Consider the following 24,356-nt stretch of genomic DNA (forward strand, 5'->3'; position numbering starts at 1 on the left):
TTAAGTGTTGATCTTTGGTTCAAAAAGAAATTGCTTGGCTTGTGATTTGATCACTTCAAACGTTTCGCTGTTCAGTTTTCAAAGAACATTTTTAACAACACTTCAAAAGAACAAGATTAAATATATCACAACTAAAAACTACTGTCAATAGATAATTTCATTTAAAATCGCAGTTGCAAGAAACAACCACTAAATCCTCATGCAAAAGCTCCGTAGTGCAATATAACATATCACACTACTATAAATCAATAGTATATACAAAATCAGATAAACAATTGAACAATTCAGACTGAAGACAAAGTGTTTATGCTCTGAGTAATAACCGCACTCCCAACGACGACTCCGTGTTTCGCCCGAAGGAAGGGCCACATATCTTCTCTTCCATATATAGATGATAGTTGCGGCATATAGATGATAGTTGCGGCTCCCCCATTTGAAAGATTCCAAATCTGTTTGATAACAAATTAAACTTTTATATTTATAAAGTATTGACAGTCATATCAATACGCCATAATATCAGTTTGACAGAAAAAATTAACATGGTATTGAACAACAGTCCGTCACCATGCTGAAAATCTCTTTTGCAAAAAAACGAACAGAGGTGTTTAGAAAATGAAATTCCAAGCTATTATCGCTACAACGACAATCGTTGCTTCTCTCGGCTTTGCCGGTTCGGCAAATGCCCTTACTCATGACAGTAAGGATGATGTGCACGTCTATAAAAGCCCTTCCCTGTTTTCGGTTTGGCAAAGTCCCGTTCTCAACTATCCAACTACCGATGTTCAGTCAGCATCATTTAATACAGTAAGTGAGAACAGACTGTCTTGGGTTTTTATCCCGGAGAATCCGGTTAACGATCATCGGCCCTGATCCATTGCTGATCCCGATAATCACTGATGCTTTAGGACAAATAAACTCAAGCCGCAAAGCGGCAAGTTCTTTTAAACCTTGCAACCATCCCCAGTGCCTTGTATCATAAAAAACACTTTAACGATTGACACATTTTTGTAACAATTTTATTATAAAGAAAAAATGTTAGTAAATATACAAAATATACTCACTGAAGGAGTTTTTTAAATGAAAAACTATACAAATGAACCCATTGTCGTCCAAGCGATCATAAACGGTACCAAAGTAACCACCGACAAACTCTATCCCCGCGAGAATCCGGCCAATCCAAGCGAAATCGTCGGATACGGTCCGCTGAATACACGCGAGGAAACTGTCGCAGCTATTGATGCCGCCGCTGCGGCATTTCCGGCATGGGCAGCAACTCCATTAAAAGAACGCATCGACCGGATGCAACGGGCTATCGCCAAATTGAAAGCAGCTACACCGGAATTGGCAAAATTGCTCTCCCGCGAACATGGTAAAGCCCTTTACGATGCTGAAGGTGAATTTGCTGTTTCGATCATGTGGATGGAGCATGCCTGTCAGACCGCCGTGGACATCCTCCAGGATAAAGTCCAAGAACACGAAAATGGCAAAACGATCACTACTTATGATCCAATTGGCGTCGTATCTGCCATCACTCCGTGGAACTACCCGATTTCCCTTTCGACAATCAAAATAGCACCGGCTTTGTTGACCGGAAACACAATGATATTGAAACCAAGCCCGTTTGCGCCGTTAGCGGTTAGCAAAGTAATCGAATTAATTGCCGAAGAATTCCCGGCGGGAGTTCTCAACATGGTCCATGGAGATGCAGAAGTGGGCGTAGAATTAACCACAAACCCGAAAGTCGGCAAAATCGCCTTTACCGGAGGAACCAAAACAGCCAAGTCGATTATCAAGGCAGCCTCCGATACGATAAAAAACATGACGCTGGAATTGGGGGGAAACGATGCCGCCATCGTTCTCGATGACTTTGACGTGAATGATGAGCGCGCCATGCGTCGGATGGTTATCGCCAACTTCCTCACCGCCGGCCAAATTTGCATGATCGCCAAACGCGTTTATGTCCATCGCTCCATTTTTGATCAATTCGTAGAAAAATATGTGGAGGCAGCGAACAAATGGATTCGCGTCGGCGACCCGTTCCATCCGGATGTAACCATTGGGGCCGTAAACAATGCCGGACAAGTCAAATTTGTGCAAAGCCTGATCGATGATGCGAAAAAACGCGGAGCCAAAGTTATTCCACTGGGCCGTGTGCTTTCTCCCGAGCTGTTTGACAAGGGCTACTTTATGCAGCCTACTTTGGTGCTCGGCGTTGATTACAATGATCCCATCGTCGTGGAGGAACAATTCGGACCGACATTGCCTATCCTGCCTTTCGATGATGACGAACAGGCCATCGCCTTGGCGAACAACAGCATCTATGGTCTGACCAGCTCCGTTTGGGGAAACGAGGAGCATGCGATCCGTGTCGCGCGGCGGATCGAAGCCGGAACGACGATGATTAATACCGCTGCCGTGCAAGGACTGGATGTCCGCTTCCCGTTTGGCGGCGTGAAACAATCCGGAATCGGCCGCGAATACGGTGCCGAAGGTTTGCTCGGTTACGTTGAAACACATGTCATTAACATTCCAAAAGTGGGCGAATTGCCTTACATTCCTGAATAACACAAATCAGATGAAACAAGGAGGAAAGACTTCCTCCTTGTTTTACTGTGCGCACTTCAAAGCACCTCATTGCTTTCATTATGTAAGTGATTATGGGTATAATAAGCACAAAATAAACCATACATATTGCGATAGGAGGGTTTCACGATGGCATATTTAGCCGAACCTTTTACGTTAAAAGGGTTGGAGTTGAAAAACCGGATTGTCATGCCGCCGATGTGCCAATACTCGGTGGAAGCAAAAGATGGAAAGCCGACGGACTGGCATTTCGTTCATTATGTATCGAGAGCAGTTGGCGGCACCGGCCTCATTATTATCGAGATGACCGATGTGGAGCCGGATGGCCGAATCACCGATTTTGATCTGGGACTTTGGTCAGATGAACATACGCCGGCATTTGCCCGGATCATTTCTGAAATCAAAAAATATGGCGCAAAAACGGCGATCCAAATTGCTCACGCCGGGAGAAAAGCGGAAGACGCCGCCGTGCCGGTCGGTCCTTCTGATATTCCGGTCGACGCAAATGCGAAAAAACCTCGCGCCCTAACCACAGCGGAAGTAAAGCAAATGGTAGAGAAATTCAAAGAGGCTGCCAGAAGAGCGGTGGAAGCCGGCGTGGATACGATCGAAATTCACGGTGCCCATGGCTATTTAATCCATCAGTTCCACTCACCAGCGATCAACAACAGACAGGACGAATACGGCAAAGACCTGGCCCTGTTCGGCGTTGAAGTAACAAAAGCGATCAAAAGCGTCATCCCCGCTGACATGCCACTGATCATGCGTGTTTCGGCGGTTGAATATATCGACGGCGGCTACGATCTGGATCATAGCATCGAGATCTGCAAACGTTATAAGGAAGCCGGCATCGATATGTTCCACGTCAGCTCCGGCGGAGAAGGACCTGCCGGCAAACGTAAACCCGGCAATTATCCAGGCTACCAGGTGCCATTTGCGCGGGCAATCAAACAGGCGCTGCAAGTCCCGGTCATTGCGGTCGGAATTCTCGATGATCCGAAACTGGCGGAGGCGACTATCGCCAACGGAGACGCTGATCTGGTGGCAGTAGCCAGAGGTATGCTGCGCGACCCGTACTGGGCCCTGCACGCCTTGCAAGCGGTATCCACCAGCGCCAAAGAAGCGGCGCCCAAACAATATCAGGTGGCGTTCTAAACCGAAGAGACAGCACCAAAACGCCCTTCGTCTTTTTGAAAGCGAAGGGCGTTTTTCCATGTTCAACCTATCTTCTGTTCTCCAGCTCGCGCAATACCTGATCGAGCGGCAACTTCTGCTCCCGCAGCAAAACAAGCAAGTGAAACAACAGATCGGCGGCCTCGTAGCGAAGTTCCTCGTGACTCCGGTTTTTGGCGGCAATGATCACTTCTCCGGCTTCTTCTCCCACTTTTTTGAGGATTTTATCTACGCCTTTCTCAAAGAGATAAGCAGTATAGGAGCCTTCCGGCATTTCCGCCTCACGCGCGGCGATCAGCTTTTCCAACTCATTGAGAATGGCAAAGCGCTGACCGTTGCCGCGATCCACTGCCTCTGCCGTTTCTTGCCCCGACAGTGGAAGCTGTTCCGTAAAGCAGCTGTACGTCCCCTTGTGGCAAGCAGGTCCATTCGGGATCACTTGCACGACCAGAGCATCCCCGTCGCAGTCATAGTAAATCGCCGTAATCCGCTGAGTATTCCCGGAAGTAGCTCCTTTGTGCCAAAGTTCCTGACGCGAGCGGCTCCAAAGCCACGTCTCCCCGGTTGCCAACGATTTCTCCAGTGATTCCCGGTTCATGTAGGCAAGCGTCAATACTTCTTTGCTGACGGCATCTTGAATCACCGCCGGAATCAATCCGTCTGGACCAAACCGAAGTTGATCCCACGCTATATTGTCGGTCATGGCCGAATCACGACCCCTTTCTCAATCAAGTAACTTTTCACCGAAGCAATTGAGGTTTCCTCATAATGAAAAATGGAAGCAGCCAGCGCCGCATCCGCCTTGCCTTCATTCAGCACTTCATAAAAGTGCTCGACCGCTCCCGCTCCGCCAGAAGCAATCACCGGAATGCCGACCGCTTCGGAAACCGCTTTGGTAAGGGCAAGACCAAATCCTTTCTTCTCGCCGTCATCATCCATGCTGGTCAGCAAAATTTCTCCGGCTCCCAGCTGCTCGGCCCGCTTCGCCCATGCAATCACATCCAGGCCGGTGGCATTGCGTCCACCGTGCGTATACACTTCCCATTTGTCGTCGGCGACACGTCTGGCATCGATCGCCACTACCATGCATTGCGATCCAAAGATGGACGCCCCTTCGCTGATCAATTCCGGACGCAACACCGCTGCGGTGTTCAGCGAGATTTTATCTGCACCTGCCCGCAATATTCGCTTCATATCTTCCGTACTGATGATCCCTCCGCCTACGGTAAACGGAATGGTAATCTTGGCCGCTGTCCGCTCGATGACCTCTACCATCGTCTTCCGTCCTTCGTGGGAAGCGGAAATGTCCAGGAAGACCAACTCGTCGGCTCCTTCCTGACTGTACTTGTCCGCCAGCTCGACCGGATCGCCAGCATCTCGCAATCCGAGAAACTGCACGCCTTTGACGACTCGTCCATCCTTTACATCGAGGCAAGGAATAATCCGCTTGGCCAACATTTATCAGACACTCTCCTCAATTTGGCGGATCGCTTGCTGCAAATCGATCGCCCCTGTATACAACGCTTTGCCAACAATCGCTCCCGTTACCCCGTCGCCCTCATGCTCTGCCAACGAAAGCAAATCCCCGGTTACACTTACACCGCCGGATGCAATCACCTGTTTGCCGGTTGCTTTGGCCAATCCGACAATCTCGGCAAGATTGGGTCCTGTCAAAGTCCCATCCCGCGCGATGTCCGTATAAATAAACGTTTCTGCGCCAAATTCCGCCAGCTGCTTGGCCAGCTCGACCGCAGCGATATCGGTTGTCGTCAGCCAGCCTCGGGTAGCGACATATCCGCCGCGGCAATCGAGACCGATGGCGATTTTTGCTCCGTATAAGCCCAATACTTTTTGTGTAAACCGGCGATCTTCGATAGCAGCCGTTCCCAGAATCACCCGGGATACCCCCGCTTCCAGGTAGCGAGCAATGTCCTGCTCTGAGCGGATGCCGCCGCCAACTTGAATCGGCACCTCCACCGACCGGGCAATCGAACTGATCAGCTCGAGATGGACTGGTTCTCCGGCTTTTGCCCCGTCCAGATCAACCAGATGAAGCCAGGCAGCGCCCTGATTGACCCAGCTTTTGGCCATTTCCAGCGGAGAGTCGGCATAAACCGTTTCCTGTGCATAATCTCCCTGAAACAGCCGCACACATTTACCTCCCCGGATATCGATCGCCGGATAAATGGTAAAGCTCATCGGCCTTCCTCCTTACATAGGTTCACAAAGTTACGCAGCAAACGCATCCCTGTCTCCCCGCTCTTCTCGGGGTGGAACTGCATGCCAAAAATATTGTTGCTGCCGACGATCGCTGTTACCTCCTGGTAATAATCAGCGGTCGCCAGCAACACTGAAGGGTCTTTTACACGGATATGGTAGGAATGGACAAAATAAACGTAATCGCCGTCGCTAACCCCCTTCAACAAAGGATGGTCTGGATTTTGGAGCGTCAATTGATTCCAGCCCATATGCGGAACCTTGTAATCCCCGCGAAAGCGAATCGCTTCCCCCGCCAGCAAATGGAGTCCGTCATTGGGCGCGTGTTCTTCGCTGCTGTCAAACAACAGCTGCATGCCCAGACAAATCCCCAGTACAGGACGGCCGCTTGCGGCATACTCGTTGATCGCCTCCCGCAAGCCCAATTGATCAATCTGTCGCATCGCATCCGTAAAAGCCCCGACACCAGGCAGCAAAATGCCGTTGAATTTCGCTAAATCGGCAGCATCGGAAACAAAGTCATAACCAACGCCAAGCCGTTCCAGCGCTTTGCTCAAGCTGTACAAATTGCCCATGCCATAATCGAGAATACCAATCATATTACAAAACCCCTTTAGTTGATGGGACTCCTTTGACACGCGGATCAATCGAGGTTGCTTCATCCAGAGCGCGACCCAGCGCTTTGAAAATCGCTTCGATCATGTGATGCGTATTTTGGCCATAGTGCAAGATAACGTGAAGGTTCATTCTCGCTTCCAGCGCGAGTTTCCATAAAAACTCATGGACGAGCTCTGTCGGGAATTGCCCAACTTGTGCGGAAGGATACTCCGCGCGGTATTCAAAATGCGGCCGATTGCTCAAATCGACGACCACTTGCGCCAGCGCTTCGTCCATCGGCACAAAGGCGTTGCCGTAGCGTTTGATTCCTTTTTTGTCGCCGAGCGCTTCCCGCAAAGCTTGCCCCAAGCATATTCCGATATCCTCTACGGTATGATGGTAATCAATTTCGATATCTCCTTTTGCCCGAACTTGCAAATCAAAATGGCCGTGGCGGGCGAACAGATCCAGCATATGATTCAGGAAATGAACCTCGGTTTGCAATTGGCTGCTGCCTTCCCCGTCGATTGCAAACGAGAGGGAAATGTCCGTTTCATTGGTGCGTCGGTCTACTTGCGCTGTTCTGGTCTGTCTCTCCATCTCAATCTCTCTCCTTTTTTTGCTCGAGTTTATCCAAATCGGCCAATCGCTCGCCAATGGCCCGCGCATGGGCGGACAGTCCTTCCTGCTCGGCGATCGCCATAATTTTCTTCCCGTTGTTTCGCAAATCTTCCTTGCTGTAATAAACCACGCTGGACTTTTTCACAAAATCATCGACTGACAGCGGCGACGAGAAGCGTGCCGTCCCGTTGGTCGGAATCACGTGGTTGGTTCCGGCAAAATAATCGCCGACAGGTTCCGAGCTGTATGAACCAAGGAAAATCGCTCCGGCATTTTCCACAAGACCGAGTTGTTCAATCGGATTTTCAATCAACAGCTCCAAATGCTCGGGAGCCAGGCGATTGACCACGGCGAAGCCTTCCTGTAAATCTTTGACCAGACAGATAGCTCCGTGATTGCGGAGTGAAGCTTCGGCAATTTCGCGCCGCGGCAGCAAGGCCACCTGCCGCTCCACTTCCGCCGCTACCGCTTCCGCCAGCTTCCGCGATGGAGTGACCAGCACAGCGGACGCAAACCGATCATGTTCCGCCTGCGACAGCAAATCGGCGGCAACATAGCGCGGTTCCGCTGTATCGTCAGCCAGTACGACAATTTCACTCGGACCAGCAACCATGTCGATACTGACCAAGCCAAACACCTCGCGTTTGGCCAACGCCACGAAAATATTGCCCGGCCCCATAATTTTGTCCACTGCTTCGATTTGTTCCGTACCGTATGTTAGCGCGGCGATCGCTTGGGCACCGCCAACCTTGTAAATTTCCGTTACACCGGCAATTTTTGCCGCAACCAGGATCGCCGGATTCACTTTGCCGTCACGTCCAGGGGGAGTCGTGATGACAATTTCCGGCACTCCGGCGATTTTGGCCGGTATCGCATTCATCAAAACCGATGAGGGGTAAGCTGCCGTACCACCAGGCACATAAAGACCTACCCGCTTTAACGGGCGAACCAGCTGACCCAGCATCGTTCCGCTTGGCCCCGTGGTAAACCAGGACTGGCGCACCTGCCGTTGATGATAATCGCGAATATTATCGGCAGCTTCCCGCAAGGCTTCAGCGACCTCTCTGGACACGAGCCCTTCGGCTTCTGCCCATTCAGCCTCTGTCACCCGAAATTCTTCCAACGCTACCCGATCAAATTTTTCTGTATAGAAACGGAGCGCTGCATCGCCCTCCGCTTTAACTTTGGCCAGAATTTCGCGAACCGCTTCCTGTTGTTCCTTTGTGCCGTTCTCAATGCTGCGTTTGGTGGAAAAATTGGCTGAATCGACAATTTGAATCATAACAGAACTCCTTCTTCTCGTTTTTTACTTTTGATTGCGGGGGATGACTTGCAAAAACTTTTGGGCAATGTCATCAACCGCTTCGCTTTTCATCCGGTAGCTGGCGCGGTTGGCGATCAACCGGGTCGTAATTTCACAAATGTGCTCCAATTCGATCAGTCCATTTTCCCGCAAAGTTTGTCCGGTGGAAACGATATCGACGATTCTGTCGGCCAAGCCGATGATTGGAGCCAGTTCGACGGAACCGTTCAATTTAATCACTTCTACTTGCTGGCCTTGCTCCCGGAAGTAACGGGAAGCAATTTTCGGATATTTGCTGGCCACCCGCGGCGATTCTGTTGGCTTCCAGCCCGGCAAGCCGGCAACCATCATGCGGCAATAGCCGATTTGCAAATCGAGCAGTTCGTAAACATCCCGTTCCTCCTCCAGCAGCACATCTTTGCCGACCACTCCGACATCGGCCACCCCGTATTCAACGTACGTCGCGACATCGGTAGGCTTGGCTAAAATGAATTGCAGGTTGGTTTCCGGCACGGGGATAATCAGCTTTCGCGATTCTGCCAAATCACTGGTGATCTGCAACCCTGCTTCTTGCAAAAAACCGACCGCCTCTTCAAATATGCGTCCTTTGGGCATGGCGATGGTGAGTTTTTGCAGGTTATCGGTCTGTTTCATCAGCCTTCCCTCTCCTCCGTCAAATCAATTATGGTCCAATCCGCCTGCTCTTGCCAAACAGCAAGCTCACCGCGATGTTCAAGCAGTCGGGTCACGACGATCGCTCCTGCGCTGCGCATCTGTTGCGCCCGCATAAGCGCTTCCTGACGATTGGCTGCTCCATAAATCAACAACGTTTTGGACGATGTCGGCACGTCGACCGCAGTCACTTGCATCAGTCGATCAACTTTAATGCCGAAGCCGGTAGCGGGAGCAGGACGCCCAAACTGGGCCAGCAGCTGATCATACCGTCCGCCGCTGACCAGCGGTGATCCAAGATCGGCCGCGTACCCTTCGAAAATAACTCCCGTATAGTAATTCAAATGGCTGGTCAATTGGAAATCGAGCAGGACGTAATCAGTCAAGCCATATGCTTCCAGCGCTTCCCACAAAAGCGCGATCGTTTCGACAGCCTTGCGCGCTTTTCCATTGACGGTCAGTTCTCTGGCTTCTGCAATTTTTTCTTTTCCTCCGCGCAACTGCAGCAGTGCATGCAAGCGGTGGCGCGACCGCCCATCCAGCTCAAGCGAATCCGTCAAATGGCGATAGCCGACAAAATCGCGATCGGATAAAAACTGGCGCAGCTTGGCTTGCGCTCGTTCATCCGGTACAATTTCCTCCAACAGGCCATCTGCAAAGTCTACATGACCGATGGCAATGCGAAAGGAAGGAACATTTACGGACTGCAGACAAAAGATGGCCAATGCAATCATTTCGGCATCGGCATCGACGGAAGCGTCGCCGATCAGCTCGACGCCTGTCTGAAAAAACTCGGCGTTTCGTCCGGCTTCTTTTTCCTGAGCCCGAAAAATATTGGCTTGGTAAAACAGACGAATCGGCAGTGGAACATCTTTATATAAGGAAGAGACAACCCTGGCTATCGGCGCCGTCATATCCGGACGCAATACAACCGTCTGTCCCTGTTTATCGAGAAGTTTAAACATGCGATCAGCCAACGTGGCGCTGGCTGCCCCAACTGTATCAAAATATTCCAATGAAGGAGTCAAAATCTCTTCGTATCCCCACTTCTCAATACAATGTCGCAGCTTCAACTCCAGATGGCGCTGTTTGGCTAGTGAATCTGGAAGAATATCTCGCATTCCCAACGGTTTTTCAAACACCAACGGCTTAGACATCGTATCCCTCCGCTACGCTTTAGTCTGCTAACAAAGTAAAGTATGTTAGTAGAAGATTATCACTAAATACGGATAGGGTCAACGATAACAAGAATTGTCGCACTTTTCAAACCAGTAATCGCTCTCAAAAGTTGTTCGGCAAAGAGGAAAAAAAGCTGCCGAGCGTTTATCTCGACAGCCTGAATGCCTTGTTTATTTTTTGACGCTGATGGAAACCGTCGTTTCTCCCTGACTGGTCTCATTGTTTACCGTGAAGGTCAGCTTATACGAACCGCTCTTTTTCGGGGTAAAGACGAACAACTTCTGATAAAAGCCATCTCGTTCCTCGTCAGCCAAAGGAAGCTCGTCCAGCAGTTCAGGATAGTTGCTGGAAAGTTCCGTCTTCTGATCCGTGTCAATCTGTGTAACCGGATATTTTACCAACAAATACAGCTGATCTCCCTGTTTCATCGTGGCCGTCAACGGACTGGCCGACAGCGAGATTTTGGCCCCTTCTACTTTGATCTCCTTGTCCACTTTGCCCAGCCAGGTTTTCCCTTTGGCATCGACGGCACTGATTTCATAGTGGATCTTGTAAGTGCCAACTTTGTCCGGTGTAAACGAACCGGTGGAAATGACTTTTTTCCCCGAGATTTCATGGGTGGCTTCGATCACATCTGCATCGCCATTTACGGTAAAACCGGCGGTAAACTGATCGCTTTTCTTGGTAGAGGCTGCTTCCAGCTCAATCGTATCTCCCAAATTAAACACTTTCTTGTTTGAATCCGTCGACAACTTGACGGTGAGCTTACCGGTGCTGCTGGCGGCAAATGCCGGCGAAACCGCCGTACCAATGAGCAACGCCATCACCAATAATGCCTTAAACCAAATTTTCATGCCAACCTCCGCTTTCATCCTTCTGCCATTTTTTCTGAAACACTGCCATTTTACGACAAAACTTTCCTGGCTACAACACTTCCGCTTCCTGTTGTATCGCAAGCCTGGCTACTGTGCCGAATCTCCTTGACGAATCACCTGCATCGGGTTGCCGCCGACGAACGCTCCGGCCGGCACATCCTTGTGTACGACAGTACCTGCTGCGACAATGGCCCCGTCGCCGATCGTCACCCCCGGCAAAATCGTAGAATTGGCACCGATCAAAACGCGGTCCCCGATGCGTACTTCGCCCAATCGGTATTCCTCCACAAGATATTCATGCGCCAAGATCGTCGTGTTGTAGCCGATCACCGAATTCCTGCCAATCTTGATCAGTTCAGGGAACATAATGTCCATCATCACCATCAGGGCCACAGCTGTATGCTCCCCTACTTCCATTCGCAGAAATGTCCGATACAGCCAATTTTTTAAGGAAGGAAACGGTGTATAACGGGCGATTTGTATGATCGCAAAGTTTTTGACCACTTTCCAGAAACTGACGGTGCGATAAAGCTGCCACAGCGGATTGGCTCCCTTTACGGTGTATCTTTTCGTTTGTCTCATCTGCACTGCTCCTGTTCTACAGTTCGGAGTCGCTATCCTCAATCGCTTCAGCTTGTCTTTGGGTAAAGTGGACCGCTGCATTGAAGCCCATTCGCTTCAGCCGGAAATTCATCGCCGCCACTTCAATGATCACGGCAAGGTTCCGCCCAGGTCTGACGGGTATAGTAATAATCGGTATTTCCGTATCCATAATTTTGATTTTCTCTTCATCCAGTCCGAGACGCTCGTATTGTTTGCGTTGCTCCCACAATTCAAGTTGCACGACCATGGCAATATTTTTCATACTGCGGACCGCTCCTGCGCCAAACATGGTCATGACGTTGATAATCCCGACCCCGCGGATTTCCAACAAATGCTGAATCAATTCGGGAGCGCTGCCCACCAGTTGTCCCCCTTGTGTTTGGCGAATCTCGACCGCGTCGTCAGCCACCAGCCGATGACCGCGCTTGACCAATTCCAAAGCCGCTTCACTTTTTCCGATGCCGCTTGCTCCCAAGATTAACACCCCTACGCCGTAAATGTCGGTGAGAACACCGTGAATCGTCGTAGTGGGAGCCAACCGATTCTCCAGGAAGTTGGTCAACTTGCTGACCAACGTCGTGGTGGCCAACGGGGATTGCAACACAGGCACTTGCTTTTTCTCAGACACTTGCAAAATCTCTTCGGCAACCGGCAAGTTGCGGGAGATAACAATGCAGGGTGTTTCATCCGCCATCAAATATTCGATTCGCTGCAAGCGATCTTCGCGAGAGAGAGTCTCAAAGAACTTCACTTCCGTCAAGCCAAGCAATTGAATTCGGTCGGCCGGATAGTAGGAAAAGTAGCCCGCCAACTGCAACCCGGGACGACTTAAATCGGTTACGGCAATTTCCCTGCCCAAGCCCTCTTCACCGCTAAGCACCTTCATATGGAAATGTTCAACGACGTGGCTCACTTTTGTCTTACGCATGTTTGTCCCCTTTCTCGCGGGTGTTGGATTCTGTGCGGTTTGTTTTCTTCATTCTATCGAAATCGCCTTGCTCACGACAACTGTTCTGCATGAAAAAGGAGCCGCCGATTTCTGTCGGCAGCTCCTCTTCGCCAATTTCACGCTTCCGCTATTGTTTTCGTCCCACAATAAAGTCGATCATCCTGCTCAACAGGCTCATAAAAATCGCTGCCAAAATCGTGGTAACAATCGATTGCGGCCAATCCCCCAGTTCGAAGCCATCCACCAGTGCGGCAGTCAACGCAAAGGTGATCGCATTAATCACGAAGGAAAACAGCCCCAATGTCATCATCCTGAGCGGCAAGGTCAACAAACGGATGATCGGCCGCACCAGCGTATTGACCAGCCCGAGAAGAAACGCCGCAACGATGGCGACGCCATAACTCTCAATCCGGATGTTTTCAAACACATAACTGATAAACAGCAAAGCGATCCCGTTCAGCAAAAGCCGAATCAGCCAACGAACCATTTCTCTCTCCCCCTAGTAAACCCCGAGCAGCTCTTTCTGCCAGCGTTCGAAAAACTCCACCATGTAACGGTGTCGTTCCGCAGCAATCTGTTTCGCTGTCGGGGTAAACAGCCGTTCCTTAATCGTAACCAGTTTTCGGCGGAATTCCCGTTCTGGCGTATGTTGATCCGGCTGATCCGATTGCAGCGGCTGGCCAAGCACTCCGGAATAGGCAAAGGCCCTGGCCACGCCAATCGCCCCGATGGAATCAAGCTTGTCGGCGTCAAACAAGATTCGCTCCTCGAGGGTGGCGGGCGGGTTTTGTTTGCGATAGCGATGCGTCAAGATCGCTTTTTGCACCGTTGCGATCAACGCTTCGCCGTAACCTTCGCTCTTTAATAAACCCCCCGCTTCCCGCGCGCTGATTTCCGCATGACACTCACCGGTCCGTCGTTCTTCGGCGCGACCGATGTCGTGAAGCAAAGCCGCCAAACGCAGCACTTCCATATCGGCGCCTTCTTCCTGGCCGATCCGCTCACAAAGAACCATCACCCGCCAGTTATGGTACCAGTCATGCGCCGGGTCCTGCCCATCAAAATAACGCTTCGCTTGCGCCAGCAACTTGTTCGGCAAAGCAGCTTGCAGCGTTTCCCCATAATGCTGCCATCCAGTCATCGTATCCCCTCGCTCGCTTCGCGGTTTATTTGGAGATCAGTTCATTCATTCGCGCTTCCGTCCGCGCCCGATCCCGTTCGAGAACCGGCCCCAAAAAGCGACCGGTGTACGACAGTTCCGCTTTGGCGATCTCCTCCGGCGTACCGGTTGCGATGATTTGTCCGCCGCGGGTTCCTCCCTCCGGACCGAGATCGATCACATAGTCGACTGTTTTAATGACATCGAGATTATGCTCGATGACCAATACTGTATCGCCGTTTTCCACCAACCGCTGCAATACTTTCAACAAACGATCGATGTCATCCACATGCAAACCGGTTGTCGGTTCATCGAGAATGTACAAAGTGCGGCCAGAGCTGCGGCGATACAATTCCGAAGCCAGTTTTACCCGCTGAGCCTCGCCGCCGGACAGCGTTGTTGCCGGCTGCCCCAATTTGACGTAACCAAGCCCAACATCCAGCAATGTTTGCAGCTTGCGTTCAATTTTCGGCAAGTTGCGGAAGTACTCCAGCGCATCTTCAACCGTCATCTCCAGCACATCGGCGATACTTTTCCCCTTGTATTTGACTTCCAGCGTTTCCCGATTGTATCTCTTGCCGTGACAGACTTCGCACGGAACATAAACATCCGGCAGGAAATGCATCTCGATCTTGATAATGCCGTCGCCGCTGCAGGCTTCACAGCGTCCGCCTTTGACGTTGAAACTGAATCGTCCCTTTTTGTAACCGCGCACTTTCGCTTCGTTGGTTGAAGCGAACAAATCGCGAATGTCATCAAAAACGCCGGTATACGTAGCCGGATTCGACCGCGGTGTCCGGCCGATTGGCGATTGGTCGATGTCGATGACCTTGTCCAAATGCTCCAGTCCGCTGATCCGGCGGTAGTTGCCCGGTTTCGCTTTCGCGCCGTTCAAATCGCGGGCCAGCGCTTTGTGCAAAATTTCGTTGACCAGCGTGCTTTTTCCGGAACCCGATACACCAGTCACCGCCACAAACAACCCGAGCGGAACTTTCATGGTGACGTTTTTCAGGTTGTTTTCTTTGGCACCTTCCACCGTAATCCACTTGTCGGTCGGTTTCCGTCGCTCCAGCGGAACAGGAATAAACTTGCGGCCGCTGAGATAAGCGCCCGTCAACGAGTGGGGACTTTGCATCACTTCCTGCGGCGTGCCGGCCGCTACGACTTGTCCGCCGTTAATCCCCGCTCCCGGCCCGATATCGATAATATAGTCGCAAGCCAGCATCGTATCTTCATCGTGCTCCACGACAATCAGCGTATTGCCCAGTTTGGTCATGTGCTCCAGCGTTTTGATCAGGCGGGCGTTATCCCGTTGATGGAGGCCGATGCTGGGCTCATCAAGAATATACAAGACTCCCATCAAGCTGGAGCCGATTTGCGTGGCCAGCCTGATCCGCTGCGCTTCTCCCCCGGAAAGGGTGCCCGCTGCCCGGCTCAACGTCAAGTAATCAAGTCCGACATCGATCAAAAATTGCAAACGGGCCTGAATTTCTTTCAAAATCAAGGCAGCGATTTTCGCATCCTTTTCATTCAGTTCCAATGTATCAACAAAATTGCGCGCGTCGACAATCGACAAATCGGTCAATTCCGAGATATTGATCCCGTTCAGCTTGACAGCCAGGCTTTCCGTGCGCAGCCTTTGCCCCTTGCAAACCGGACAAGCCTTTTGCGCCATATAATCTTCGATCGTTTCCCGGATGTAATCAGAGCTTGTCTCCAGATGGCGGCGCTGCAAATTGGGAACGATCCCTTCAAACGGCACATTGGCCTCCCGCACCTGGCCAAACTCGTTTTCATAGCGGAACTGGATTTTCTCGCCGTCGCTGCCATACAGCAGCAATTTCACATGTTCGTCCGGCAATTCCTCAAACGGAATATCCATGCGGATGTCGAAATGGCGGCAAGCCGATTCCAGCAATTGCTGATAGTATGTCGATGATTTTGGCTCCCAGGCTGCGATCGCTCCTTCCGAAAGCGATTTGGTCACATCCGGCACGACCAGCTCGGGATCGACTTCCAGCTTCATGCCAAGGCCATCACATTCCGGACAAGCGCCAAACGGACTATTGAAGGAGAAAATTCGCGGTTCCAGCTCGCCGATCGAAAAACCGCAAATCGGACAGGCGTGCTTTTCACTGAAGACCAGTTCTTCCTGGTCAATAATGTCGACAATCACTTTTCCGTCAGCAAGCCGCAAAGCGGTCTCCAATGAATCAGCCACCCGGGCTCGGGCATCCGGTTTCACGACGATCCGGTCAATTACAACTTCAATGCTGTGTTTTTTGTTTTTCTCCAGCTTGATTTCTTCCGACAGATCGCGAGTCTCCCCGTCAACCCGCACGCGAACGAAGCCCTGCTTGCGAATATCCTCCAGCAGCTTGACATGCTCTCCTTTGCGGCCCTGAACCAGCGGAGCGAGAATTTGCAAACGCGTCCGCTCCGGATAATCCAGAACGCGATCGACCATTTGTTCAATCGTTTGCGACTGAATCTCAATGCCATGCTCCGGACATACCGGCTTGCCGATTCTCGCGTACAACAACCGGAGATAGTCATAAATTTCCGTTACCGTGCCCACCGTTGAACGCGGATTGCGGCTGGTCGTCTTTTGATCAATGGATATGGCCGGCGACAGTCCTTCAATCGAGTCAACGTCCGGTTTGTCCATTTGTCCCAAAAATTGTCTGGCATAGGCGGACAACGATTCGACATAACGTCGCTGGCCTTCGGCATAGATTGTATCAAACGCCAATGACGATTTACCCGATCCGGACAAACCGGTCAAAACGACGAATTTGTCACGCGGAATCGTCACATCAATATTTTTTAAATTGTGAGCACGCGCCCCTTTAACGACGATATGTTCAAGTGGCATGGATTCGTTCCTCTCCTTAAAGTTCGGCTTTCAATTCCAAAATCAGGTCGCGCAATTCGGCCGCGCGTTCGAACATCAGGTTTCGTGCTGCTTCCTTCATCTCTTCTTCCATTCGTTCGATCACCTGCAAGCGATCTTTTTTCGGCATCTTCTTGAATTCGGCATGCGGCAAATAATCCGCTTTCTCCTCGGCGACACGGGTGGCCTCGATCACCTCGCGCACCGCCTTCTTCACCGTTTGCGGAGTAATGCCGTGTTTTTCATTGTAAGCGGTCTGAATGGCGCGCCGTCTCTCCGTCTCGCGAATCGCCGCCGCCATCGAATCGGTCATTTTATCAGCGTACATGATGACCCGACCTTCGGCATTCCGGGCGGCGCGGCCGATTGTCTGAATCAGCGAGCGCTCGTTTCGCAGGAAGCCCTCCTTGTCTGCATCGAGAATCGCGACCAGCGATACCTCCGGCAAATCGAGCCCTTCCCGCAGCAAATTGATGCCAATAAGCACATCAAACTCGCCCAAGCGCAAGGAGCGGAGAATTTGCATCCGTTCGATCGTTTTGATGTCGGAATGCAAGTAACGCACCTTAATCCCGATCTCCTTCAAGTAATCGGTCAAATCCTCGGCCATTTTCTTCGTCAAAGTGGTCACCAGCACCCGTTCATCCTTGGCGATCGTCGCTTGAATTTCGCCAATCAGGTCATCGATTTGGCCTTTGATCGGCCGTACCGAGATCGTAGGGTCAATCAGGCCGGTTGGGCGAATCACTTGTTCAACCATTTCCGGCGTATGTTCAAGCTCATAAGGTCCCGGTGTTGCCGAAACGTAAATCGCCTGGCGGACTTTGTTTGCAAATTCTTCAAAGGTAAGCGGACGGTTATCGCGGGCGGACGGCAAACGGAATCCATGCTCCACCAGCACATCTTTGCGGGCGCGGTCGCCGTTGTACATGCCCCGCACTTGCGGCAAGGTCATGTGCGATTCGTCGACGATCAGCAGAAAATCATCCGGGAAAAAGTCCAGCAACGTATAGGGCGGATGACCAGGCGGCAGTCCAGTCAAATGGCGGGAGTAGTTTTCAATCCCGGAGCAAAACCCCATCTCCCGCATCATTTCCAGGTCATAGCGCGTTCTTTGCTCCAACCGCTGTGCCTCCAGCAGTTTCCCGGCATCGCGCAGTTCAGCCAGCCGTTCCTCCAGTTCCGCTTCAATACTGGCGATGGCCAGCCTCATCTTTTCCTCACCGGTTACATAGTGGGACGCAGGAAAAATCGCCACATGGTCGCGCGTTCCCAAAATTTCTCCGGTCAACACATCAATTTCGGTAATCCGTTCAATTTCATCGCCAAAAAACTCCACGCGAATCGCTTGCTCGCTGCGAGACGCAGGGAAAATTTCCACGACATCGCCGCGTACGCGGAACGTCCCACGCGTGAAGTTAATATCATTGCGATTGTACTGAATATCGACAAGCCGATGCAAAATCTCGTCCCGTCCTTTTTCCATGCCGACCCGCAATGACAACAGCAGGTTCTTGTATTCCTCGGGAGAACCCAAGCCGTAGATGCAGGAAACCGAGGCGACGATTATGACATCGCGCCGTTCAAACAAGGCGCTCGTCGCCGAGTGGCGCAGCTTGTCAATTTCATCATTGATGCTCGCATCTTTTTCAATATAAGTATCGGATTGCGGGATATATGCTTCCGGTTGGTAGTAATCGTAGTAGCTGACAAAGTATTCGACCGCATTTTGGGGGAAAAACTCGCGAAACTCGGCAGCTAATTGCGCCGCCAAAGTTTTGTTGTGGGCCATGACCAGGGTGGGTTTATTGACACGGGCGATGACCTGTGCCATCGTGAAGGTTTTCCCTGTTCCCGTTGCCCCCAGCAAAGTTTGATGCCGTTTGCCGGCAAGCACCCCTGCGGTCAACTGTTCAATAGCGGTTGGCTGGTCTCCAGAAGGCTGGTATTCGGAAACCAATTGAAACCTATCCATTTGGCCGTTCCTCCTTGTTCCTATTCCTCAACATTATATCACAATCATCAAAAAAATAAGCCTGGAATTCGAACAAATGTTTGTCTCATGTGTTTCATGCATTTTTCCGATATAGAGAAGGAACACAAGTCTGCATTCAACAGACGCAGCATACAATGGGGAGGAACCCGGAGATGGCCGATTCTGTAAACAGCACCAGCACTACCCCTTATATACCGGAAAGCAAACAATATAAAAATCAGAAGGAATATACAACCGACACTTTTGATAATCAATCATTTCTCAAATTAATGATTGAACAGCTGAAAAACCAGGACCCGCTGTCCCCGATGGACAACTCGCAATTTGTGGAGCAGACGGCGCTGATGACGATGGTCGAACGGTTGACCAACATCGAAACGATCGTGAAAGATTCCAACAGCAATCTGCTGAATGTGAAAGAGTATGAAAGCCTGATCGGAAAAACCGCCACTTACGAAGTAACCTACTCCGACGGCAGCAAAGAGGAGAAAACCGGTACGATCAGCAGCGTGAAAATGGACGACGGCGACATTTTCTTTACTATCGGCGAGGACACTGTCGCGAAAGAAAATATCAAAGGGTTGGAATCAACCGGTATGAGCAACGGCAGCCTGGTCAACAATGCGATCCAGTCGATGCAGATGATTGGCCAGCGGATCAGCTATCAAACCGCGACTACCGTGGATGCCGACAATGATTCTTCCACTACCGACGATGTGACGACCTCCTATGAAACGAAAGAGGCCGTCATCAGCGGCATTGAACTGAAAAACGGGCAACTTTCCTATCAACTGGATAACGGCGAGACTGTAACCGCGGACGCAATCAACGGATTAACCATCCAATCGGATACGCAGGTCAACAATGCCATGCAATACGCTCAGTTAGTCGGATACCTTGCTACCTATATGAATGAAATTACCAATTCCGACGGCAGCACGACGAAGCAAGAAGAGACCGCGGCGATCAATGCGATCAGCATGAAAAACGACATGGTTGAACTCGTGCTGGACAACGGCGCCCGCATTTCGCCCAGCGCTGTAATCGGTTTGGAATCCGCCAATTGACGGAATGAAATAAAAGTCTGGCCACAAGCTTACACTAGCAATGACAAACGTCGATTGTTGCTGATGTAAGCTTTTTTTCTGTTTGCTTCGCAAAAACAAGAGAGTTTACAAGCGGCCAGGTGTATTTTATACTTACGATACAATTAAGTTAAAAAAGAAAATGAGGTATTCATTGATGAACGCAAGAATCTCCATTATGGCCAGCATTGTGCTGGCGATGCTTGTCAGCTCCATGGATACAACGATTATCAACACTACTATGCCGATTATCAGCAAAGAATTGGGTGGCTTTGAACTGTATGCCTGGAGCTTCGCTTCCTACATGATCGTCTCAACGGTTGTCTCGCCGATTGCCGGAAGAATTTCCGACATCTTTGGCCGTAAGAAAGTGTTTGGGCTCGGGTTGATCTTATTTCTGATCGGTTCCTTTTTGTGCGGGTATTCGAATACGATGCTGCAGCTGGTCATTTTCCGCGCTGTTCAAGGTGTCGGAGCGGGAATTTTGATGCCGTTTCCCGCTATTATCGCCGGCGACCTGTTTTCGGTCAGCCAACGCGGCAAAATTCAGGCTCTGTTTTCCGCGATGTGGGGCTTATCGGCGATTCTCGCTCCGCTGCTCGGTTCTGTTTTTGTCGAAGTGCTTAGCTGGCGTTGGATTTTTTATATCAATATCCCCATCTGCATCATCTCATTGCTGCTGCTTATGCCTTACAAGGAAGTGTATGAACCCAAAAAATCGGCCATTGATTATCTTGGAACCGTGCTGTTTGCCATCGGAGTTAGTCTGATTTTGCTGACGACGGTCGTGAGCAGTCAACAGGTGCTCTACGCTGTGCTCGGAATTATCTTTTTGCTGCTGTTTTTTGTCTATGAACGCCGTCATCCGGCCCCGATCATGCCGATGCGACTGTTTCATAATCGGGCCGTTGCCTGGATGTTAGCCAATTCCTTTTTGTCGTGTGTCGCTCTGTTTGGGACTTCCAGCTATGTGCCGCTGTTTCTGCAGCAGGAAGGCTATTCCACGTTTGTCAGCGGGGTATCTTTGCTGGGGAGTTCGATCGGCTGGATGTCCGTAGCGGTACCGGCGGGAAAATGGATTTTGCGCTATGGTTACCGGCCGTTAATCATCCTGGCCAATGTTTTGCTGGTCCTCTCAGGAATTATTCTGTTCTTCCTCGATGAAGGCAAAGGATTCTGGTACGTGTTTGTCGTGATGATTGTGCAAGGGATGGCTTTTGGTCTGTTAACAACCGTGACGACCATCGGTTCGCAACAATTGGTTGATCCGCACCTCAAGGGGATTTCTACTTCTTTGCAAATGTTCGCACGCAATATCGGGACTGCCATCGGAGTCATTATTATGGGCGTGTTCTTTACCAAAGCGGCTGACTTCTTTGTCGGCATTCATTCCTTGTTCCTGTATGGGTTGATCGCCAGTCTGGTTGCGTTCGCTTCTTCCTTTTTCATTCGGGAAACGACGGGCGCCGAAGCGGACCAAACATAACAAACAAAAAACCCCGTACGAGGCTGGTTGTTCGACCAGACCGTACGGAGTTTTTTTATGCCCCCAGCTTTAACTTTTCCAATCGCTGTTTTAATAGCTGAACCAAACTGGAGCGACGGATATCAACAAACAACTGTGTCGTCGAATCCGGAACGACGATAATGCCCAATTGATGATGATTCCCTGCATATATGGCACATTGGACAAATTTGATTTCCCCACCATGTGTCAGCACTTCCATCTTGCAAAAGGCCGGATTGATCTGCAAGGCCGGATAAAAGTCTTCTTTAGTTTTGACCATTGCGCCGTTCACTTTGACGATAATTTCCCCCGGAAGAATACCGATTTCCGCAGCAGGCGTTCCCGGAATAACCGCCATCACCTTAACCCCTTGCGATGACTGGATAAAATACGGTGAACGGCTGTGCTCCAACGAGCGGCTTAACCAAAGCAAGCCTTCGTGGCCAAAGATCGCAAACAGAGCGGCAATTGGCAACAATGGAGCAAATTGGGCCGCGGCATATGCCAGAACAAGCAACAGCAGCGCATACAAGATCAGCTGCTTGCTGGATACGCGCGATTTTTCCCAAGGCGTCATCGTCTGGGTCAAATCGGAAAAGCCCGTAACCGCCGGCAAAAACATCAACTGCAAGACAGATGTCCCCTCAGCAAACAGCGGCCAGCCTGCATAAAGCGAGAGCGCCAAACCGTCCTCCGGCGCCTGGACAAACAAGACCAAGGGAGTCAGCCAAAAGGAATGAAGCTGATAGGCACCGATGATCCTGCCCCGTTTCCCTTCGATAAACAGCGGCGAAGCATCCCGTCCGCCATTTCCTCTGATCAAACAGGCTTCCGCCAAGTGCAGGACGGCGACGAGAGCCAATAAGGAAACGGCATTCGTTTCCTGCAATAGATTCCAGACGGTTCCGATGCCTGTCGTCTCCGCCCCCCGTGGGAACAGAGAAGCAATGCTTTTCACGATCCCCAGCAAACCGGCAGCATATGCGAAGCATAAAAACCTGATTTTGACGAACGCGAGACAGATAGCCAAAATCCATAGCATCCACAAGTCTTGCGCATGAATGACAATACCCAATCCGGCTGAGACAAGGGAAACGGAAAGACCGCCGACCAGGCCCATGCCAATGGAACGCATCGTTTGGGCAAAGGGAGACTGCAGCTTGGCCGCAAACAATTGACGCTCCAAAAGCATTTGCTTGCGGTAATGCAGATAGATTAACAAGACGAACAGATACAACATTGGATTGAGAAAGAACTGGCCGAAACTGACCAACAGATGACCCGTTTGCTCCCAACCGTCATATGTCATGAACTTCACTCCCTTTTTGGATACTTTGCCGCTTCGCTGCTTCCTCTATCTATGGCAAATCAACTGATCGTTTGCAGACAACAAGGAAAAAACCACGGTTGGTTTACCGTGGTTTATTTCTACAAAAGCGAATCATTTCCCTGCCTTCGGAAATTGTCTTATTTTGTCCCGATTTGTTGCTGTACGACTTCGATCGCTTTTTGCAACTGCAAATCGTTGTTCGGATTGGCAATTTGCTCACGAATCGCATCTTCGATGGCAAAAGCCGTATTTTTGTCAATTTGACCGGTCACCGGAAGTTTTTTGCTTGCCTGGAATCGTTTGACCGCTTCCTCTGTACCCTGGTCATAATATCCGTCATTGCGGCCGGTCGGGAACTTCAAGCCGTTGAGAATCACCTGAACGTTTTTCACGTCGGCGCCGGACATATCCCGTTTCAACGTTTTATCTTTCGGAATCTGTGTCGCCTGGAAGTACGCCGGTTGGGAAACTTTCACGTCAGGTTCAATCCCTTTTTGGTGAATCCATTCACCATTTGGCGTCAACCATTTGGCGATCGTCAATTTCAACTGACTGCTGTCGGACATCTCCATCGTGCTTTGCACGGTCCCTTTTCCAAACGTTTTTTCGCCTACCAGTTTATAGCCGCCGCTCTCTTTCAAAGCGCCTGCCAAAATTTCCGAGGCGCTGGCACTGCCGCCGTCAACAAGCAGGACAATCGGATAAGGTTTGGCTTGATCCAGTGTCGAACGGAACTCTTCCGACTGCTTGGACTTATCGCCATAGACGATCTTAACAATCAAGCCTTTGTTCGGCACCAGCTTCTCGCCAATTTCTTTCACCGCCAGCAAATAACCGCCCGGATTGCCGCGGACGTCGATGACCAAACCGTCAATTCCCTTGCTTTCCAGATCGGCAAGCTGTTCGGTAAAATGCTGTGCCGTATCCACTGAGAACTGGCTCATCGTGATATGGCCAATCTTGTTTGAACCTTTCTCAATCACTTCGCTGTCGACGGTCTCCATTGGAATATCATCGCGGATGCATTCGATCGTCAACGGCTCGCTGACACCTTCGCGCTGAATTTTCAACACGGCTTTGGAACCTTTGGGCCCGCGAATTTTCATGACCGCTTTTTGCAAGTCCAAACCGTCCAGCGATTCTCCGTTTACACTGAGAATCACGTCATTCGGACGCAAGCCGGCTTTTTCCGCAGGAGATCCTTTGATCGGCGTCACGATCGTGACCCGTTCATTTTGCATCGTCACTTCTGCTCCAATCCCCTGAAAAGTCGATTGCAGCGAAGAGTTAAATTCTTTGGCTGACTCAGGGTCCATATAGTTGCTATATGGATCATCCAGCGACTCGATCATCCCGTTGATCGCCCCTTCGACGAGCTGGTCATTGGAAATCTCCTGGATATAGTCGCGTTTAATCGTTTGGAAAGCATCGTTCAGTTTGGAAAACTCGGCCGGATATTTTTGATTCCCCATGGAAAAAAGGTTTTCCGAGGCCGCAGTAACCGCACCGGTGGCATTGTTGTTGCCTGCCTGCATAAAAGCCATCGTCACCAGACTGCTGGCGATCATCGAAACAATTACAATTGAAAAGACCGATCGTCCATTCCATTTCATG

The 24,356-nt window shown here is 50.6% G+C and carries 22 protein-coding genes; 5 read left to right on the forward strand and 17 right to left on the reverse strand.

Going from position 1 to position 24,356, the window contains the following annotated elements:
• Positions 1 to 612: 612 nt before the first annotated feature.
• From JOD01_RS15095 to JOD01_RS15105, 3 genes are all read left to right on the forward strand, one after another.
• Complete coding sequence (locus tag JOD01_RS15095) at positions 613 to 870, forward strand: hypothetical protein (protein ID WP_204519144.1); 258 nt, start codon at positions 613 to 615, stop codon at positions 868 to 870.
• Between the two features lie 207 nt (positions 871 to 1,077).
• Positions 1,078 to 2,565: an aldehyde dehydrogenase family protein gene (locus tag JOD01_RS15100; protein ID WP_204519145.1), complete on the forward strand. Its 1,488-nt coding sequence runs from the start codon at positions 1,078 to 1,080 to the stop codon at positions 2,563 to 2,565.
• A 147-nt stretch (positions 2,566 to 2,712) separates the two neighbouring features.
• The gene (locus JOD01_RS15105; RefSeq protein WP_204519146.1) at positions 2,713 to 3,738 is read left to right on the forward strand and encodes an NADH:flavin oxidoreductase/NADH oxidase; all 1,026 of its coding nucleotides are present in this window, start codon (positions 2,713 to 2,715) and stop codon (positions 3,736 to 3,738) included.
• Positions 3,739 to 3,805: 67 nt separating this feature from the next.
• On the opposite strand, the gene hisIE is transcribed toward JOD01_RS15105, so the two are convergent.
• The 15 genes from hisIE to uvrB all read right to left on the reverse strand — a co-directional run bounded on the left by hisIE (position 3,806) and on the right by uvrB (position 18,799).
• The gene (hisIE, locus tag JOD01_RS15110; RefSeq protein ID WP_204519147.1) at positions 3,806 to 4,459 is read right to left on the reverse strand and encodes a bifunctional phosphoribosyl-AMP cyclohydrolase/phosphoribosyl-ATP diphosphatase HisIE; all 654 of its coding nucleotides are present in this window, start codon (positions 4,457 to 4,459) and stop codon (positions 3,806 to 3,808) included.
• Positions 4,456 to 5,214 (reverse strand): imidazole glycerol phosphate synthase subunit HisF, encoded by a 759-nt coding sequence (gene hisF / locus JOD01_RS15115; protein ID WP_204519148.1) that lies wholly within the window; start codon positions 5,212 to 5,214, stop codon positions 4,456 to 4,458. Before hisF ends, hisIE begins: the two co-directional genes overlap by 4 nt.
• A 3-nt stretch (positions 5,215 to 5,217) precedes the next feature.
• Positions 5,218 to 5,955 (reverse strand): 1-(5-phosphoribosyl)-5-[(5-phosphoribosylamino)methylideneamino]imidazole-4-carboxamide isomerase, encoded by a 738-nt coding sequence (hisA, locus tag JOD01_RS15120; RefSeq protein ID WP_204519149.1) that lies wholly within the window; start codon positions 5,953 to 5,955, stop codon positions 5,218 to 5,220.
• Entirely contained in the window at positions 5,952 to 6,572 is a 621-nt protein-coding gene (gene hisH, locus JOD01_RS15125; RefSeq protein WP_204519150.1) for an imidazole glycerol phosphate synthase subunit HisH, read from the reverse strand. Before hisH ends, hisA begins: the two co-directional genes overlap by 4 nt.
• A gap of 1 nt (position 6,573) precedes the next feature.
• Positions 6,574 to 7,170 (reverse strand): imidazoleglycerol-phosphate dehydratase HisB, encoded by a 597-nt coding sequence (hisB, locus tag JOD01_RS15130; protein ID WP_204519151.1) that lies wholly within the window; start codon positions 7,168 to 7,170, stop codon positions 6,574 to 6,576.
• A 1-nt stretch (position 7,171) separates the two neighbouring features.
• Positions 7,172 to 8,473 (reverse strand): histidinol dehydrogenase, encoded by a 1,302-nt coding sequence (gene hisD / locus JOD01_RS15135; protein WP_239565485.1) that lies wholly within the window; start codon positions 8,471 to 8,473, stop codon positions 7,172 to 7,174.
• A gap of 24 nt (positions 8,474 to 8,497) precedes the next feature.
• The gene (hisG, locus tag JOD01_RS15140) at positions 8,498 to 9,148 is read right to left on the reverse strand and encodes an ATP phosphoribosyltransferase (protein ID WP_204519152.1); all 651 of its coding nucleotides are present in this window, start codon (positions 9,146 to 9,148) and stop codon (positions 8,498 to 8,500) included.
• Complete coding sequence (locus JOD01_RS15145) at positions 9,148 to 10,323, reverse strand: ATP phosphoribosyltransferase regulatory subunit (protein ID WP_204519153.1); 1,176 nt, start codon at positions 10,321 to 10,323, stop codon at positions 9,148 to 9,150. Before JOD01_RS15145 ends, hisG begins: the two co-directional genes overlap by 1 nt.
• Positions 10,324 to 10,515: 192 nt before the next feature.
• Positions 10,516 to 11,199 (reverse strand): hypothetical protein, encoded by a 684-nt coding sequence (locus JOD01_RS15150; RefSeq protein WP_204519154.1) that lies wholly within the window; start codon positions 11,197 to 11,199, stop codon positions 10,516 to 10,518.
• A gap of 108 nt (positions 11,200 to 11,307) precedes the next feature.
• A complete protein-coding gene (locus JOD01_RS15155) occupies positions 11,308 to 11,802 on the reverse strand; it encodes an acyltransferase (protein ID WP_204519155.1) in 495 nt (164 codons plus the stop codon).
• Positions 11,803 to 11,818: 16 nt separating this feature from the next.
• Positions 11,819 to 12,751 carry an HPr(Ser) kinase/phosphatase gene (gene hprK, locus JOD01_RS15160; protein WP_204519156.1) on the reverse strand — a complete coding sequence of 311 codons (933 nt, stop codon included), beginning with the start codon at positions 12,749 to 12,751 and terminating at the stop codon, positions 11,819 to 11,821.
• Positions 12,752 to 12,899: 148 nt separating this feature from the next.
• Entirely contained in the window at positions 12,900 to 13,259 is a 360-nt protein-coding gene (locus JOD01_RS15165; RefSeq protein WP_204519157.1) for a phage holin family protein, read from the reverse strand.
• 12 nt (positions 13,260 to 13,271) lie between these two features.
• Positions 13,272 to 13,913 carry an HD domain-containing protein gene (locus JOD01_RS15170; RefSeq protein ID WP_204519158.1) on the reverse strand — a complete coding sequence of 214 codons (642 nt, stop codon included), beginning with the start codon at positions 13,911 to 13,913 and terminating at the stop codon, positions 13,272 to 13,274.
• 25 nt (positions 13,914 to 13,938) lie between these two features.
• On the reverse strand, positions 13,939 to 16,806 hold the full coding sequence (gene uvrA / locus JOD01_RS15175; protein ID WP_204519159.1) for an excinuclease ABC subunit UvrA: 2,868 nt from the start codon (positions 16,804 to 16,806) through the stop codon (positions 13,939 to 13,941).
• A 16-nt stretch (positions 16,807 to 16,822) separates the two neighbouring features.
• Complete coding sequence (uvrB, locus tag JOD01_RS15180; RefSeq protein ID WP_204519160.1) at positions 16,823 to 18,799, reverse strand: excinuclease ABC subunit UvrB; 1,977 nt, start codon at positions 18,797 to 18,799, stop codon at positions 16,823 to 16,825.
• Positions 18,800 to 18,972: 173 nt separating this feature from the next.
• Here uvrB and JOD01_RS15185 point away from each other — a divergent pair, with 173 nt between their 5' ends.
• Together JOD01_RS15185 and JOD01_RS15190 are read left to right on the forward strand one after the other, a co-directional pair.
• Positions 18,973 to 19,887, forward strand: a complete 915-nt coding sequence (locus JOD01_RS15185; RefSeq protein WP_204519161.1) for a flagellar hook capping FlgD N-terminal domain-containing protein — start codon at positions 18,973 to 18,975, stop codon at positions 19,885 to 19,887.
• 175 nt (positions 19,888 to 20,062) lie between these two features.
• Positions 20,063 to 21,391 carry an MFS transporter gene (locus JOD01_RS15190; protein WP_204519162.1) on the forward strand — a complete coding sequence of 443 codons (1,329 nt, stop codon included), beginning with the start codon at positions 20,063 to 20,065 and terminating at the stop codon, positions 21,389 to 21,391.
• A 55-nt stretch (positions 21,392 to 21,446) separates the two neighbouring features.
• On the opposite strand, the gene JOD01_RS15195 is transcribed toward JOD01_RS15190, so the two are convergent.
• The gene (locus JOD01_RS15195) at positions 21,447 to 22,721 is read right to left on the reverse strand and encodes a PDZ domain-containing protein (RefSeq protein ID WP_204519163.1); all 1,275 of its coding nucleotides are present in this window, start codon (positions 22,719 to 22,721) and stop codon (positions 21,447 to 21,449) included.
• Positions 22,722 to 22,879: 158 nt separating this feature from the next.
• On the reverse strand, positions 22,880 to 24,355 hold the full coding sequence (locus tag JOD01_RS15200) for a S41 family peptidase (protein ID WP_204519164.1): 1,476 nt from the start codon (positions 24,353 to 24,355) through the stop codon (positions 22,880 to 22,882).
• Position 24,356 lies beyond the last annotated feature (1 nt).

The organism is Brevibacillus fulvus, from assembly GCF_016908525.1.
Taxonomy (GTDB): domain Bacteria; phylum Bacillota; class Bacilli; order Brevibacillales; family Brevibacillaceae; genus Brevibacillus_G; species Brevibacillus_G fulvus.

Bases quoted from the DNA above. Each gene is read 5' to 3' on its own strand.
- hisF (WP_204519148.1), bottom strand. From the start codon at position 5,214: ATGTTGGCCAAGCGGATTATTCCTTGCCTCGATGTAAAGGATGGACGA.
- uvrA (WP_204519159.1), bottom strand. From the start codon at position 16,806: ATGCCACTTGAACATATCGTCGTTAAAGGGGCGCGTGCTCACAATTTA.
- JOD01_RS15185 (WP_204519161.1), top strand. From the start codon at position 18,973: ATGGCCGATTCTGTAAACAGCACCAGCACTACCCCTTATATACCGGAA.
- JOD01_RS15165 (WP_204519157.1), bottom strand. From the start codon at position 13,259: ATGGTTCGTTGGCTGATTCGGCTTTTGCTGAACGGGATCGCTTTGCTG.
- JOD01_RS15105 (WP_204519146.1), top strand. From the start codon at position 2,713: ATGGCATATTTAGCCGAACCTTTTACGTTAAAAGGGTTGGAGTTGAAA.
- uvrB (WP_204519160.1), bottom strand. From the start codon at position 18,799: ATGGATAGGTTTCAATTGGTTTCCGAATACCAGCCTTCTGGAGACCAG.
- JOD01_RS15145 (WP_204519153.1), bottom strand. From the start codon at position 10,323: ATGTCTAAGCCGTTGGTGTTTGAAAAACCGTTGGGAATGCGAGATATT.
- hisA (WP_204519149.1), bottom strand. From the start codon at position 5,955: ATGAGCTTTACCATTTATCCGGCGATCGATATCCGGGGAGGTAAATGT.
- JOD01_RS15155 (WP_204519155.1), bottom strand. From the start codon at position 11,802: ATGAGACAAACGAAAAGATACACCGTAAAGGGAGCCAATCCGCTGTGG.
- hprK (WP_204519156.1), bottom strand. From the start codon at position 12,751: ATGCGTAAGACAAAAGTGAGCCACGTCGTTGAACATTTCCATATGAAG.
- JOD01_RS15150 (WP_204519154.1), bottom strand. From the start codon at position 11,199: ATGAAAATTTGGTTTAAGGCATTATTGGTGATGGCGTTGCTCATTGGT.
- JOD01_RS15095 (WP_204519144.1), top strand. From the start codon at position 613: ATGAAATTCCAAGCTATTATCGCTACAACGACAATCGTTGCTTCTCTC.
- JOD01_RS15200 (WP_204519164.1), bottom strand. From the start codon at position 24,355: ATGAAATGGAATGGACGATCGGTCTTTTCAATTGTAATTGTTTCGATG.
- JOD01_RS15195 (WP_204519163.1), bottom strand. From the start codon at position 22,721: ATGACATATGACGGTTGGGAGCAAACGGGTCATCTGTTGGTCAGTTTC.
- JOD01_RS15100 (WP_204519145.1), top strand. From the start codon at position 1,078: ATGAAAAACTATACAAATGAACCCATTGTCGTCCAAGCGATCATAAAC.
- hisIE (WP_204519147.1), bottom strand. From the start codon at position 4,459: ATGACCGACAATATAGCGTGGGATCAACTTCGGTTTGGTCCAGACGGA.
- hisD (WP_239565485.1), bottom strand. From the start codon at position 8,473: ATGATTCAAATTGTCGATTCAGCCAATTTTTCCACCAAACGCAGCATT.
- hisB (WP_204519151.1), bottom strand. From the start codon at position 7,170: ATGGAGAGACAGACCAGAACAGCGCAAGTAGACCGACGCACCAATGAA.
- JOD01_RS15190 (WP_204519162.1), top strand. From the start codon at position 20,063: ATGAACGCAAGAATCTCCATTATGGCCAGCATTGTGCTGGCGATGCTT.
- hisH (WP_204519150.1), bottom strand. From the start codon at position 6,572: ATGATTGGTATTCTCGATTATGGCATGGGCAATTTGTACAGCTTGAGC.
- hisG (WP_204519152.1), bottom strand. From the start codon at position 9,148: ATGAAACAGACCGATAACCTGCAAAAACTCACCATCGCCATGCCCAAA.
- JOD01_RS15170 (WP_204519158.1), bottom strand. From the start codon at position 13,913: ATGACTGGATGGCAGCATTATGGGGAAACGCTGCAAGCTGCTTTGCCG.